Genomic DNA, 13895 nt, shown 5'->3' with positions numbered 1-13895 from the left:
ATGATGGACCGACGCATGCAACACGACACCGACCCCCACCAGGAAATCCGGGACGCGCTCCGCGCCTTGTGCGCGCAGTTCCCCGATGAATACCACCGCAAGGTCGACGAAGCGCGCCGCTATCCGGAGGAATTCGTCGATGCACTGACCCAGGCCGGCTGGATGGCCGCGCTGATTCCGCAGGAATACGGCGGCTCCGGCCTCGGGCTGACCGAGGCGTCGGTCATCATGGAAGAGATCAACCGCTGCGGCGGCAACTCCGGCGCCTGCCATGGCCAGATGTACAACATGGGCACGCTGCTGCGTCACGGCTCCGCCGAGCAGAAGGACAAATACCTTCCCAGAATCGCCAGCGGCGAATGGCGCCTGCAGTCGATGGGCGTGACCGAACCCACCACCGGCACCGACACCACCCAGATCAAGACGACGGCCGTGAAGAAGGGCGACCGCTATGTCGTCAATGGCCAGAAGGTCTGGATCTCGCGCATCCAGCACAGCGACTTCATGATCCTGCTGGCGCGCACCACGCCGCTGGCCGAGGTCAAGAAGAAGTCGGAGGGCATGTCGATCTTCATGGTCGACCTGCGCGAAGCCATCGGTCATGGCCTGGCGGTACGGCCCATCGCCAACATGGTCAACCACGAGACCAACGAGCTTTTCTTCGAGAACCTGGAGATCCCGGCCGAGAACCTGATCGGAGAGGAAGGCATGGGCTTCAGGTACATCCTCGACGGCCTCAACGCCGAGCGCACCTTGATCGCCGCCGAATGCATCGGCGACGGCTATTGGTTCATCGACCGGGTGACCCGCTACGTGAAGGACCGCACCGTGTTCGGCCGCCCGATCGGCCAGAACCAGGGCGTGCAGTTCCCCATCGCCGAGGCTTTCATCGAGGTGGAGGCCGCCAACCTCATGCGCTGGGAGGCCTGCCGCCGCTTCGATGCCCGCGAGCCTTGCGGCACGCAGGCCAACATGGCCAAGTACCTGGCCGCCAAGGCCAGCTGGGAAGCCGCCAACGCCTGCCTGCAGTTCCACGGCGGCTTCGGGTTCGCCTGCGAATACGACGTGGAACGCAAGTTCCGCGAGACACGGCTCTACCAGGTCGCGCCGATCTCCACCAACCTGATCTTCAGCTACGTGGCCGAACACGTACTCGGGCTGCCACGTTCGTTCTGACACGGCCAAGACGCGAACGGGGCGTGCGATCGCTTGATCCACATCAAACCCCATCGGCAGCGGCGCGGTCCAATCGACGCAACGGCTCGAGCCGGCTGCCACCATGCCCAGCGCCTTCAATTTCGAAGCTTCTCCCTTCGACTGCCTCGATGCCTACGAACGGCAGATCGTGCAAGACGGCGTCGTCATCGCTTACTTCCCCAAGGACCAGGTGATCCTCGATGCCGGTGCCGCGGCGACGCACCTCTATGTGCTTATCAAGGGCTTCGTGCGCCAGGAAAGCGGCGGCGAGACCATCGCCAGCTACGGGCCGGACGACACCTTCGACGGCCGCGGCCTCATGGCGGGCAGGACGAGCAGCCGCTTCGTCGCGACCGAAGAAGTGCTGGCCTACGAGCTTTCGCACGAAGCGGTCAACGCATTGATCGCGCGCAACGCAGCGTTTGGCGCCCTGCTCTTCGCCGACCTTTCCAACAAGCTTGACGCGATCGCCGGACGCCAGGGCCGGCACGAGTTGCAGTCGCTCAACCTGACTCGCGCCGACCAGGCGGGGCTGCGCCCGCCGCACTTCGTCGATGCGGATACCGATGTGCTGTCGGTCGTGCGGCTGTTCCAGGCGCAGCGCACCACCAACGTCATCGTGCGCGACATGACCGCGACGCCGCCTCGCCTGGGCATCTTCACCGCGACGGCATTGCAACGCGCGGTGCTCGAAGGCACGCCATTGGACCGCCTGCCGGTCGGCGCCGTCGCCAACTTCAATCTGGTGTGCGTACGCGCCAGCGACCCGGTCGGCGACGCGCTGACCGTCATGGTGCGCCATGCGGTGCACCGCGTGGTGGTCACGAGCGACGACGATGCGACGCAGATCGTCGGCGTGCTCGAGGCGCTGGACCTCTTCAGCTTCTTGTCCAACCACTCCTACCTCATCAACCGCGAGATCGCCGAAGCGGACGACCTCTCGGGCCTGCGCACGGCGGCCGCCCGCATCGAACCGCTGATCGCGCTGCTGCATCGAGGTGGTACGCGCGTCGGCCAGATCGCGGCGCTGGTGCAGGCGCTCAATGCCAAGTTGTTCGAGCGCGCCTGGGCTTTCATCGCCCCGCCGGATCTGGTGGCCAACAGCTGTCTCATCGTCATGGGCAGCGAAGGCCGGGGCGAGCAACTGCTGCGCACCGACCAGGACAACGGCCTGCTGCTGCGCGACGGGTACGAGCCGCCAGAGCAACTGCAGGCCGTCTGCGACTCGTTCTCGCAGGCGCTGTCGGACTTTGGCTATCCGCCATGCCGCGGCGGCGTCATGCTCTCGAACCCGGCATGGCGAGGCAGCGAACGCGACTTCTCCGACCGCGCCCGCGACTGGCTGTTGCGCGCCGATGGCGACTCGCTGATGTCGCTGGCGATCTTTCTGGATGCGCACGCAGTGTGCGGCGACACCGGCCTGCTGGAAACCGTGCGTGGGCGAATCTTCGCCGCAGCCAACGACAACGACGTCCGCCTCGCCCGTTTCGCCGCCGCCATCGACGCCTTCGCCGAAGACGAGAACTGGTGGAGCCGCCTCTGGGCACCCGGGCCTTCGCTCGCCGGTCGCCTCGATCCCAAGAAGCAAGGCACCTTCCCGATCGTCCACGGCGTGCGCAGCCTGGCGTTGCAGGCCCACGTGCGCGAGACCTCCACCGCCGCGCGGCTCGACGCGCTGGTCGCCGCCGGCCAGATCGACCGTGGCCTGGCCACCGACGTGCTCGAAAGCCTGCACTTCTTCATGCGCCTGAAACTGCAGGCCGGGTTGGAAGAGATCGACCGTGGCCAGGCTGTCAGCGGCAGCGTGGACCTCGCCCGCATGAGCAGCCTCGACCGCGATCTGCTCAAGGACACGCTGGACGTGGTCAAGCGCTTCAGGCGACTGCTGAGAATGCGCTTCCGGCTCGACGCGCTCTGACGGCCTCCCATGCCGGACACAACGCTCGATCACCTGGGCGCGCCGAAAGGCGGCTGGCTCGGGGCGCTCAAGCGGCAGTGGCTGCTCTACCACCTGGGCGATCCGCGCTACCGCTTCATGTGGGACCCGGCGCCGCCGCAGGAATGGGTGTCGATCGATTGCGAGACCACCGGACTGGATCGGCGGCGCGACGAGATCATTGCTATCGGCGCGGTGCGCATCCACGGCAACCGCATCCTCACCAGCGAACGGCTGGAGTTGCTCGTGCGACCCGACAAGCGCCGGGTGTCGGCGGACAGCGTGCGCGTGCACCAGTTGCGCGAGCAGGACCTGGCCGCGGCCATGTCGATCGACGAGGCCCTGCCGAGGCTGCTGCACTTCATCGGCAGCCGCCCGCTGGTGGGCTACTTCCTGGAGTTCGATGTGGCGATGATCGACCGGGCGCTTTTCCCGATGCTGGGCATGGGCCTGCCTCAGCCGCGCATCGAGGTGTCGGCGCTCTACTACGAGTTCAAGGACCGGCAGCGCCCGCCGCTCGAGCGCGGCCGAGATGTCGACCTGCGCTTTGCCACCATGATGCGCGAGTTGGGCCTGCCCTTGCGCGATGCGCACGACGCGGTCAACGACGCGATCATGGCGGCCCTGGCTTTCGTCAAGCTGCGCAACCTGCGCTGAATGCTCAGTGGCCCGAAGCGCCGGCCGCGCCCAGGCCGGTCTCCGAGCGCACCTGCTGCGCTGCGAAGGCGTCGCGTTCCTGCGCGGCGCGGGCGCTGCGGTCGAGCACCGAGAACAGCCAGATGCCCACGAAGCCGATGGTCATCGAGAACAGCGCCGGCGACGTGTACGGGAACCATGCCGAGCCCTTGGGATGGCCGAGCGTGGCCTCCCACACCGAGGGCGACAGCACCGTCAGCGCCACCGACGAAGCCAGACCCAGGAAGCCACCGATCACGGCCCCGCGGGTGGTGCAGTCCTTCCACAGCACCGACATGAACAGCACCGGGAAGTTGGCCGAAGCCGCGACCGCAAAGGCCAGCGACACCATGAAGGCGATGTTCTGCCGCTCGAACGCGATGCCCAGCAGCACCGCCACCATCCCCAGCCCGACCGTGGTGATGCGCGACACGCGCAGCTCCGCCGCACTGTCGGCCTTGCCCTTCTTGACCAGCGTGGCGTAGATGTCGTGCGACACCGCCGAAGCGCCCGACAGCGTCAGCCCGGCCACAACCGCAAGGATCGTCGCAAAGGCCACTGCCGAGATGAAGCCGAAGAACACGTTGCCCCCCACCGCCTTGGCCACCAGCACCGCCGCCATGTTGGCTGCGCCGCCGCCGCCCTTGATGACACCCGTGGCGGTGTTGGCGAACTCGGGGTTGGTCAGCACCAGCGTGATGGCACCGAAGCCGATGATGAAGATGAGCAGATAGAAGTAGCCGATCCAGGTCGTGGCCCAGAACACCGACTTGCGCGCCTGCTTGGCATCGGGCACGGTGAAGAAGCGCATGAGGATGTGCGGCAGCCCGGCGGTGCCGAACATCAACGCCATGCCGAACGAGATGGCCGAGATCGGATCCTTGACGAAGCCGCCCGGCCCCATGATGCCCAGGCCCGCCGCGGCCGCCTCCGACGCGCTCTTGCCGCTGCTGGCCGCGATCTGCGTGCGCACTTCCACCGACTTGGCAAACAGCGCCTCGGGACTGAAGCCGAACTGCGCCAGCACCATGATGGCCATGAACGTCACGCCGGCCAGCAGCAGGACCGCCTTGATGATCTGCACCCAGGTGGTTGCCGTCATGCCGCCGAAGAGCACGTACACCATCATCAGCACGCCCACGATGATCACGGCCAGGATGTAGTCGAGCCCGAAGAGCAGCTTGATCAGCTGCCCCGCACCCACCATCTGCGCGATGAGGTAGAAGGCCACGACGACAAGCGTGCCGGATGCCGCGAAGGCGCGGATCGGGCCGGGCTGGAAGCGATAGCCGGCCACGTCCGCGAAGGTGAACTTGCCCAGGTTGCGAAGCCGCTCGGCCATGAGGAACGTGATGACGGGCCAGCCCACGAGAAAGCCGATCGAATAGATCAGCCCGTCGTAGCCGGTGGCCATCACCGCAGCGGAGATGCCGAGGAACGAAGCGGCCGACATGTAGTCGCCCGCGATCGCCAGGCCATTCTGGAAGCCGGTGATGCCGCCACCGGCGGTGTAGAAGTCCGCGGCCGATCGGGTCCTGGCTGCGGCCCATTTGGTGATGAACAGCGTCGCCACCACGAAGGCCGTGAACATGCCGATGGCGATCCAGTTGGTGGGCTGCTTCTCGGCCTGGCCGAGGTCGCCGCCCGCGGCCAACGCGGCGCCGGCAAGAAGACAGAGCGGCGCAACGGCGACCGCGCGGGACAAGTGGCGGTTCATCGCACGCACTCCTTCAGGATCTCGGCGGTCAGCCGATCGAACTCGCCGTTGGCACGCCGGATGTAGATGGCGGTGATGACGATGGTGAACACGATCACGCCCAGTCCGATCGGAATACCGATGGTGGTCACGCCCGCACCGATGGGCTTGGCCAGGAAGGGCTTGTCGAAGGCAATGAGCGCGACGTAGCCGTAGTACACGACCATCATCAGTGCCGTGAGAAACCAGCCGAAGCGGTTTCGTTTTCGGCGCAGCTCCTGGTACTTGGGATGAGACTGGATCTTGACGACGAGCGGATCACGCATGAATGCCTCCTGGATGGGTCGAGGCGATTCTGGGATGCGGTCGCAGCGCGTGGGCGGCGATGCAAATATTCGTCACATTGCGGTGCATTCACTGCGCAAATGCGCAGCGCGACAGCCGCCCTTCAGCTCCAGCTCACGTCCGCGGCGAACAGGTAGCCCGCGCCGTACACGGTCTTGATGATGGTCGGGTCGTGCGGGTCGCGCTCGATCTTGCGGCGCAGGCGCGAGATGCGCACGTCGATGCTGCGGTCGCTGGGCAGCAAATCGCGCGAGCCGACCAGTTGCTCGCGCGTGAGGATCTGATGGGGCCGCTCGACGAAGCAGCGCAGCACCTGCGTCTCTGCCGTGCCCAGCAGGTGCTCGCTGCCATCGGCGGCGCGCAGGATGTTGGCGGCGCAGTCGATGCGCCAGCCCAGGAAGCTCGCATAGCGCCGCTGTCGGCCGCTCGCCGAACCGGGCACCGCGGCGCGCCGGCGCAGGATGCTGCGCACACGGGCCACCAGCTCGCGCGGCTCGAAGGGCTTGACGACATAGTCGTCTCCGCCCAACTCCAGGCCCATGACGCGGTCGGCCGCATGTCCGCGCCCGGTGAGGATGAGCACGCCCGCGCTCGACAGCGTGGTGATTCTGCGCAACAGGTCCAGGCCGTCCATGTCCGGCAGACCCAGATCGACGATGCACAGGTCGGGTGTTTCGGTCTGCATTCGGCGCAGTGCGGCGGCCCCGGTCTGGAAGCCCTCGCCGTTGAAGCCGAACTCCTTGAGCGTGGCGAGCACCAGGCGGGCGACATCGGGGTCGTCCTCGATGACGAAGATCAATGACGGCGGAGCGCCGTCTTCGCCGGCAGGATGGGGGAAAGGCGTACTCATCGCTGTGTGGCCTCGATGGCTTGCAACAGTTGCGTCGGGGTGAAGGGCTTGACCAGCACCGGCACGCCGGGCACGCGCAGCTCGCCGGGAGCGAAGCCGCTCATCAGCACCACCGCGCGAGCGCGGCCGGCCTCGCGCGCCGCACGTGCAACCTCGCGGCCATCCACCCCGCCGGGCATCATGATGTCCGACAGCAGCAAGGCGATGCCATCGGTGCGCTCCAGCAGACGCAGCGCCTCGGCGCCGTTGTCCGCCTCCAGCACCGAATAGCCGAGCGTCAGCAGGTCGCGCCGCACGACGCGCCGCACCTGCGTGTCGTCGTCCACCAGCAGCGCCAGGCCGCGCTCGCCGGGCGCGCCCGCGTCGGGGCCGGCGAGCGCGGCCTCGGCTTCGTCCGCCATGCCGGCAGGCAGCCACAGCGACACGGTGGTGCCCTGCCCCGGCCGGCTGCGCACGTCGATGGCCCCGCCCGATTGCTTGATGAAGCCGTAGACCATCGCCATGCCCAGCCCGGTTCCGCTGCCCGGCTGCTTGGTGGTGAAGAAGGGTTCGTAGATGTGGGCCAGCGTCTGCGCGTCCATGCCGATGCCGTCGTCCTGGACCTCGATGCGCACGCAAGGCCCCGGCGCCATCTGCAGCGCCTGCGCTGCCGGCTCTTCCAGCACCTGCTGCGTGGCGCTGATCTCGATGCGTCCGCCCGGGCGGACGGCGTCGCGCGCATTGAGCACGAGATTGAGCACCGCCTGCTCGAGCAGGCCCGCGTCGATCCAGGCATGGGCTGGCGCACGCGCACCCACGATGGCCAGGCGCAGGTTCTCCGGCAACGAGCGGCGCACCAGCCTGGCGACGCTGTCGATGAGCGCCGACACCTCCACGCTGGCCGCCTTGAGCGGCTGGCGCCGCGCGAAGCTGAGCAGCCCCTTGACCAGCTCCGCGCCCCGACGCGACGCGTCCAGCGCAGGCTGTACGTACTCCGGAACGGCAGGATCATCCGGCCGCGCCTGTGCCAGCGCCGCCAGGTTGCCGATCACCACGGTCAGGATGTTGTTGAAGTCATGCGCCAGCCCGCCGGTCAGTTGCCCCAGCGCCTCGAGCTTCTGTGCGCGGGCGATCAGTTCCTGCGAGCGCTTCTGCTCGGTGATGTCGAAGGTCAGCTCGAAGAAGCCGGCCACGCTGCCGTCGGCGGCCAGCTCGGGAATGATCGAGGTTCGCACCGCCAGCGTCTGGCCGGCCCGAGTGCTCAGTTCGTACTCGAAGCTCACCGCTTCGCCCGCGCGTGCGCGCAGCACGTAGGGCCGGACGATGGCATACACCGCCTCGCCCAGGAACGCGCGCGCGCTGACCTGGTCGGGCCGTGATGTGTCCACGCCGAACCAGTCGGCATAGCCACGGTTGAGGTACTGGTAGCCGCGCTCGCGGTCGGAATAGGCCACCAGCGCCGGAATCGAATCCATGATGAGGCGCACGCGCTGTTCGCTGCGCTGCAGATCCTGGGTGCGCGCCGCCACGCGGCTTTCGAGCTCGGCGTTCTGCCTGCGGATGATGCCCTCGGCCGCCTGCTGGGCCGTCACGTCGGAATAGAGGGTGACGAATCCATGCCCGGGCACCGGCACGCCACGGATGTGGAGCACACGCCCGTCCGGGCGTGTCCGCTCGATCTCGTGGGGCTCGAAGGCGCGCGCCGCCTGCAGCCGCCGGGCCACCAGGTCGTCGGGGTCGCCGGGTCCGTACTCGCCCCGGTTGGCGTTGTAGCGGATGAAGCTCTCGAAGGGCGCGCCCAGGTAGGCCATGTCCTGGGGAAATTCGAGCAGGCGGCAATAGGCGGCGTTCCAGGCGACCAGCCGCAGCGCGCCGTCGAAGATCGACAGCCCCTGGTCGAGCAGGTCCAGCCCGGCCTGCAGTGTCTGGTAGCGGGCCAACGGGGCTTCGGCAGGCGGCGAAAGATGGTGGCTCAAGACGTCTCCTTGGCTCGGCATCCGTCCGTGCGGCGTTCCGGCACTTGGTTGCACCCCCGCTGCAAACATTCGTCATTTTTGAAGGGGGATGGTGAAAACTTTGTCCGCCATGCTAGGTGCGCCAACCGGAGAGACCATGACGCACATCAATCCCTATGCATGGGGCCTGGACAAGAATTCGGCCAACTTCGTGGCGCTGTCGCCCCTCTCCTTCCTCGAGCGGACGGCGCACGTTCATCCGCAGCGCACCGCGCTGGTCTATGGCCGCCTGCGCCAGAGCTGGGCCGAGACCTATGCGCGCTGCAGGCGCCTGGCCGGCGCGCTGGCGGGCCGCGGCATCGGCGCAGGCGACACGGTCGCCGTGATGCTGCCCAACACGCCCGCCATGTTCGAGGCGCATTTCGGCGTGCCCATGTGCGGCGCGGTGCTCAACACGCTCAACACACGGCTGGACGCCTCCGTCATCGCCTTCATGCTGGCCCACGGCGAGGCGAAGGTGCTGCTGACCGACCGCGAGTTCGCCGGCGTGATCGGTCCTGCGCTGGCGACCTTGGGCGAGCGCCGCCCGCTGGTGATCGAGGTCGTGGACCCATCCGCGCCCGCCGGCCAGCAGCTCGGGGAGATCGACTACGAGCGCTTCCTGGCCGAAGGCGACCCGGACCATGCGTGGCGCCTGCCGGCTGACGAGTGGGACGCCATCGCCCTGAACTACACCTCGGGCACCACGGGCAACCCCAAGGGGGTCGTCACCCATCACCGCGGCGCCTACCTGAACTCGGCGAGCAATGCCATCGCCTGGACCCTTCCCGAAGGCTCGGTCTACCTCTGGACGCTGCCCATGTTCCATTGCAACGGATGGTGCTTTCCGTGGGTGATGGCGCTCACGGCGGGCACGAGCGTGTGCCTGCGTCGTGTGGACCCGGTGCGCATCTACGAGCTCATCCGCGAACACCGCGTGACCCACATGTGCGGCGCGCCGATCGTCTACAGCCTGATGATCAGTGCGCCGCCTGAATTGCGCGCGGGCATCGACCAACCGATCAAAGGGCTGGTCGCGGGCGCCGCGCCGCCGGCAGCAGTCATCGAAGGCTGCGAAGCGGCGGGCATCGAAACGACCCACGTCTACGGCCTGACCGAGGTCTACGGCCCATCGGCCATCTGCGCCAAGCAGCCGGAGTGGTCAGCGCTGCCCGTGGTGGAGCGCGCGCGGCTCAACAGCCGCCAGGGCGTGCCCTACCCGCTGCAGCAAGCGGTGACCGTGCTCGACCCGCTGACCATGCAGCCCGTGCCGGCCGACGGCGAGACCATCGGCGAGATCATGTTCCGCGGCAATGCCGTGATGAAGGGCTACCTCAAGAACCCGAGCGCCACGCAAGAAGCGTTTGCCGGCGGGTGGTTCCACACCGGTGACCTGGGCGTGCTGCATCCGGACGGCTACGTGAAGATCACCGATCGCAGCAAGGACGTGATCATCTCCGGCGGCGAGAACATCTCGTCGATCGAAGTGGAGGATGCGCTGCACCACCATCCGGCGGTGCTCAGTGCCGCCGTGGTCGCCCTGCCCGATGCCAAGTGGGGCGAAGTGCCCTGCGCCTTTGTGGAGTTGAAGGGCGGCAGCATAGTGAGCGAGCCCGAGCTGATCGACTTCTGCCGTCCGCTGCTGGCCCGCTTCAAGTTGCCCAAACAGATCGTGTTCGGCGAACTGCCCAAGACCTCCACCGGAAAGATCCAGAAATACGTCCTGCGCGAGCGCGTTCGCTCGAGCAGCGCCATCGAATGAGTCGCCCACCTTCGAACGTCCCCAAGGAGCCCGCCATGAACCCGACCGAGACCCGCCTCTACCCGCCCAGCGAAACCACCGTGCGCAACGCCCACGTGTCGGGCCGGCCCGCCTACGAAGCCCTGGTGGCCGAAGCCGAGGCCGACCACCAGGCCTACTGGGGTCGCCTTGCACGCGAGTTCGTCAGTTGGAAGAAGCCTTTCACCCGCGTGCTGGACGACAGCGAAGCGCCCTTCTTCAAGTGGTTTGCCGACGGGACGCTCAACGCCTCCTACAACTGCCTGGACCGCAACATCGAGCGCGGGCTCGGGCACAAGACGGCCATCATCTTCGAGGCGGACGACGGCACCGTCACGCACATCACCTACGCCGAACTGCTCGAGCGCGTGTGCCGCACCGCCAACGCACTCAAGAGCCTGGGCTTGAAGAAGGGCGACCGGGTCGTGATCTACCTGCCGATGTCGATCGAGGGCGTGGTGGCGATGCAGGCCTGCGCCCGCATCGGCGCCATCCACTCGGTCGTGTTCGGCGGCTTTTCGGCGCATGCGCTGCGCGACCGCATCGCCGACACCGGCGCGGTCCTGGTGATGACGGCCGACGAACAGATGCGCGGCGGCAAGGCGCTGCCGCTCAAGACCATCGTCGACGAAGCGCTGACCCTGGGCGGCTGCGACAGCGTGCGCCATGTGCTCGTCGCGCGACGCACCGGCGCGCCGGTGCCTTTTGCGGCGCCACGCGATCTCTGGATGGCCGAGCTGGTGGACGCACAGCCCACCACCTGCGAACCCGAATGGGTGGAGGCGGAGCACCCCCTGTTCCTGCTCTACACCTCCGGCTCCACCGGCAAGCCCAAGGGCGTGCAGCACGCCACCGGCGGCTATCTCCTGCATGCCGCCCTCACCTGCTACTGGACCTTCGACCTCAAGCCCGAAGACGTGTTCTGGTGCACCGCCGACATCGGCTGGGTGACCGGCCACACCTACATCGCCTACGGCCCGCTGGCACTGGGCGCCACCGAAGTGATGTTCGAGGGCGTGCCCACCTACCCCGACGCCGGCCGCTTCTGGAAGATGATCCAGGACCACCTGGTCACCGTGTTCTACACCGCGCCCACCGCCATCCGGTCGCTCATCAAGGCGGCCGAGGCCACGCCTTCGGTGCACCCGCGCAACTACGACTTGTCGACACTGCGCATCCTGGGCTCGGTGGGTGAACCGATCAATCCCGCCGCCTGGGAGTGGTACCACGAGCACGTAGGCGGCGGCCGCTGCCCCATCGTCGACACCTTCTGGCAGACCGAGACCGGCGGCCACATGATCACGCCGCTGCCGGGCGTGACCACCCTGGTGCCGGGCTCTTGCACGCTGCCATTTCCCGGCATTGCCGCGGCGGTGGTCGACGAGACCGGCAACGACCTGCCTTGGGGCCAGGGCGGCATCCTGGTGGTGAAGAAACCCTGGCCTTCGATGATTCGCACCATCTGGGGCGATCCGCAGCGCTTCAAGAACAGCTACTACCCCGAGGAGTTTCAGGGGCGCTACTACCTGGCCGGCGACGGCGCCGTGCGCGATGCGCAGACCGGCTACTTCACCATCACCGGCCGCATCGACGATGTGCTCAACGTGAGCGGCCACCGCATGGGCACGATGGAAATCGAATCCGCCCTCGTGGCCTGCACAGAACTCGTGGCCGAGGCCGCCGTGGTTGGCCGGCCCGACGAGACCACCGGCGAAGCGATCTGCGCCTTCGTGGTGCTCAAGCGCCCGCGCCCCACCGGCGAGGAAGCGCAGAAGATCGCGGCGCAACTGCGCGACTGGGTGGCCAAGGAGATCGGCCCCATCGCCAAGCCCAAGGACATCCGCTTTGGCGACAACCTGCCCAAGACGCGAAGCGGCAAGATCATGCGCCGCCTGCTGCGCTCGGTGGCCAAGGGCGAAAAGATCACGCAGGACACTTCGACGCTGGAGAATCCGGCGATCCTGGAGCAGTTGGCGAACAAGAGTTGAGCAAGGCAGGGGCATCCGGCGGACTCGGCCGGCTCTGGCCTGCCCGACATTGAACCGATGCCTCGCCGACGCCGTCGATGACCAGGTCCAAGAATGCGTGGCGCCGCGCCAGTCCAAGTAGGTCCTGGTGATAAGCGAACCAAACGTGCCTGCCAGCGGGGCGGATGCATGCCGTATCGCTCAGTAACGGGAAATTCCTTCAACATGGTTGTGGAATTCGCGGTCTAGCACCTCGAATTCCCTTGGCTAAGGCATCGCGTCGTTCAGCGCTCACAACGGATTTCGGGCGATTTGGAGTACCTTTTGTGCCCGCTTGCGGCCCGTCCGCGCAATCGACTCAAGGACCGATTCCAGTTGCAGCGTTGCCAATATTGGCGACCATGGGCCAAACGAGCACTAAAGCGCGATGCCTATGATGCCGGGCATGGAAGCGGAGACTCACGAATTCGGCGCCGATGGTGCGCGAGCCAGCATTTTGGAAGTTCAGGTGCGCCCACAGACGACACAAGAGCAACGGTCAGAGGTGCTTAGAAAGCTTGGCCGTGTGCTGCCGCGTCTTCAGCAGTATGAGCTACTCACCAAGGACATCCTCGTTTCGCATGAGGCGAGTGGGACGATGTCGAACTGGCAAGAGCGTCGCCAGGCGCGCCTCGGGTGTTTGCTAAGAAATCGCTTGGGCAACTGGTCGAAGTGATGGCGGAGTCATACCTATCGACGGACTCCGAGCGAGAGGAAAGTGCGTACTCCAAGGCCCCCGAGGGCCTGGCCGAAGTCTTGTTCACCTTCCGAGGTGGGCTGCAGCTTGATCCTCAGGGCTACTCAGATACCGTCGCAGCAATGAGGGAGCTCGTGGCACTTCGCAACGACATCGTCCATAACCTGCTCGAGCGCTTCGACCTTTGGTTGCTTGAAGGGTGCTCAGCTGCAGACGCCCATTTAGAGCAGAGCTATGGACTCGTCGACCGCCATATGGACCAGCTCCTAGCATGGGCTCGCGGTATGAACGAAGCCGCCCATGCAACCACCAGCTTCATGGCCACATCCGAGTATCGGGAGGCATTGTTTGCAAAGGAACCCGAGACAGACGGGGCCACGGATCATGCTCTTTCCGAACTCAGCGAGTACTGGTCGGTGGCCGAGCGGCTGAAAGAGGCTGAAGCCTTCCTGGCTGTAGAAGGCTCTGAAGAGGCAATGGCTTTCGTCGCGCGAGTCGATGCAGAGGAGAGCCCGTCGCGCTATCGACGCAAGAGCTGGCGGCAAATCTTGAGCGGCTGCGGCATCTTGGAGATGCAGCGCATTGCGCTTCCGGAGCGTGCGGGGCTCCACACGGTCTTCAGATCTAAGCGCAGAGCGTAGCTGCGCGAACTAGGGCGGTGCACCAGATGCCGACACCTTGGACAGCTAGGCTGTGCGAGGTAGTCTCTTCTCAGATCGGCATGGCGAAACTGCCTCAAT

The 13895-nt window shown here is 66.6% G+C and carries 11 protein-coding genes; 7 read left to right on the top strand and 4 right to left on the bottom strand.

Annotation, left to right across the window (positions count from 1 at the left end; all coding sequences use genetic code 11):
• Positions 1-15: 15 nt before the first annotated feature.
• From QTH91_RS01185 to QTH91_RS01175, 3 genes are all read left to right on the top strand, one after another.
• The gene (locus tag QTH91_RS01185; RefSeq protein ID WP_390368658.1) at positions 16-1176 is read left to right on the top strand and encodes an acyl-CoA dehydrogenase family protein; all 1161 of its coding nucleotides are present in this window, start codon (positions 16-18) and stop codon (positions 1174-1176) included.
• 103 nt (positions 1177-1279) lie between these two features.
• Positions 1280-3115: a DUF294 nucleotidyltransferase-like domain-containing protein gene (locus tag QTH91_RS01180; protein ID WP_286658207.1), complete on the top strand. Its 1836-nt coding sequence runs from the start codon at positions 1280-1282 to the stop codon at positions 3113-3115.
• Positions 3116-3124: 9 nt separating this feature from the next.
• A complete protein-coding gene (locus QTH91_RS01175; RefSeq protein ID WP_286658206.1) occupies positions 3125-3790 on the top strand; it encodes a 3'-5' exonuclease in 666 nt (221 codons plus the stop codon).
• A gap of 4 nt (positions 3791-3794) precedes the next feature.
• On the opposite strand, the gene QTH91_RS01170 is transcribed toward QTH91_RS01175, so the two are convergent.
• The 4 genes from QTH91_RS01170 to QTH91_RS01155 form a co-directional block, all read right to left on the bottom strand.
• Positions 3795-5525, bottom strand: a complete 1731-nt coding sequence (locus QTH91_RS01170; RefSeq protein WP_286658205.1) for a cation acetate symporter — start codon at positions 5523-5525, stop codon at positions 3795-3797.
• Positions 5522-5830 carry a DUF485 domain-containing protein gene (locus QTH91_RS01165; RefSeq protein ID WP_286658204.1) on the bottom strand — a complete coding sequence of 103 codons (309 nt, stop codon included), beginning with the start codon at positions 5828-5830 and terminating at the stop codon, positions 5522-5524. The genes QTH91_RS01170 and QTH91_RS01165 overlap by 4 nt, the downstream gene beginning before the upstream one ends.
• A 122-nt stretch (positions 5831-5952) precedes the next feature.
• Positions 5953-6699 (bottom strand): response regulator transcription factor, encoded by a 747-nt coding sequence (locus QTH91_RS01160; RefSeq protein WP_286658203.1) that lies wholly within the window; start codon positions 6697-6699, stop codon positions 5953-5955.
• A complete protein-coding gene (locus QTH91_RS01155; RefSeq protein WP_286658202.1) occupies positions 6696-8654 on the bottom strand; it encodes a hybrid sensor histidine kinase/response regulator in 1959 nt (652 codons plus the stop codon). The genes QTH91_RS01160 and QTH91_RS01155 overlap by 4 nt, the downstream gene beginning before the upstream one ends.
• Before the next feature lie 136 nt (positions 8655-8790).
• Here QTH91_RS01155 and QTH91_RS01150 point away from each other — a divergent pair, with 136 nt between their 5' ends.
• The 4 genes from QTH91_RS01150 to QTH91_RS01135 all read left to right on the top strand — a co-directional run bounded on the left by QTH91_RS01150 (position 8791) and on the right by QTH91_RS01135 (position 13796).
• Positions 8791-10434 carry an acyl-CoA synthetase gene (locus QTH91_RS01150; RefSeq protein ID WP_286658201.1) on the top strand — a complete coding sequence of 548 codons (1644 nt, stop codon included), beginning with the start codon at positions 8791-8793 and terminating at the stop codon, positions 10432-10434.
• A 35-nt stretch (positions 10435-10469) separates the two neighbouring features.
• Positions 10470-12440, top strand: a complete 1971-nt coding sequence (acs, locus tag QTH91_RS01145; RefSeq protein ID WP_286658200.1) for an acetate--CoA ligase — start codon at positions 10470-10472, stop codon at positions 12438-12440.
• Positions 12441-12864: 424 nt separating this feature from the next.
• The gene (locus QTH91_RS01140) at positions 12865-13134 is read left to right on the top strand and encodes a hypothetical protein (RefSeq protein ID WP_286658199.1); all 270 of its coding nucleotides are present in this window, start codon (positions 12865-12867) and stop codon (positions 13132-13134) included.
• A gap of 155 nt (positions 13135-13289) precedes the next feature.
• Complete coding sequence (locus tag QTH91_RS01135; protein ID WP_286658198.1) at positions 13290-13796, top strand: hypothetical protein; 507 nt, start codon at positions 13290-13292, stop codon at positions 13794-13796.
• Positions 13797-13895 lie beyond the last annotated feature (99 nt).

The organism is Variovorax dokdonensis (genome assembly GCF_030316895.1).
GTDB classification, from domain to species: domain Bacteria; phylum Pseudomonadota; class Gammaproteobacteria; order Burkholderiales; family Burkholderiaceae_C; genus Variovorax; species Variovorax dokdonensis.
Note: the sequence above shows the minus strand (reverse complement) of the source record. Positions and strands in the feature narration are given on the sequence as shown.

Coding starts and splice junctions, on each gene's coding strand:
- QTH91_RS01180 (WP_286658207.1), top strand. CDS start 1,280: ATGCCCAGCGCCTTCAATTTCGAAGCTTCTCCCTTCGACTGCCTCGAT.
- QTH91_RS01175 (WP_286658206.1), top strand. CDS start 3,125: ATGCCGGACACAACGCTCGATCACCTGGGCGCGCCGAAAGGCGGCTGG.
- QTH91_RS01165 (WP_286658204.1), bottom strand. CDS start 5,830: ATGCGTGATCCGCTCGTCGTCAAGATCCAGTCTCATCCCAAGTACCAG.
- QTH91_RS01170 (WP_286658205.1), bottom strand. CDS start 5,525: ATGAACCGCCACTTGTCCCGCGCGGTCGCCGTTGCGCCGCTCTGTCTT.
- QTH91_RS01150 (WP_286658201.1), top strand. CDS start 8,791: ATGACGCACATCAATCCCTATGCATGGGGCCTGGACAAGAATTCGGCC.
- QTH91_RS01185 (WP_390368658.1), top strand. CDS start 16: ATGCAACACGACACCGACCCCCACCAGGAAATCCGGGACGCGCTCCGC.
- acs (WP_286658200.1), top strand. CDS start 10,470: ATGAACCCGACCGAGACCCGCCTCTACCCGCCCAGCGAAACCACCGTG.
- QTH91_RS01160 (WP_286658203.1), bottom strand. CDS start 6,699: ATGAGTACGCCTTTCCCCCATCCTGCCGGCGAAGACGGCGCTCCGCCG.
- QTH91_RS01140 (WP_286658199.1), top strand. CDS start 12,865: ATGGAAGCGGAGACTCACGAATTCGGCGCCGATGGTGCGCGAGCCAGC.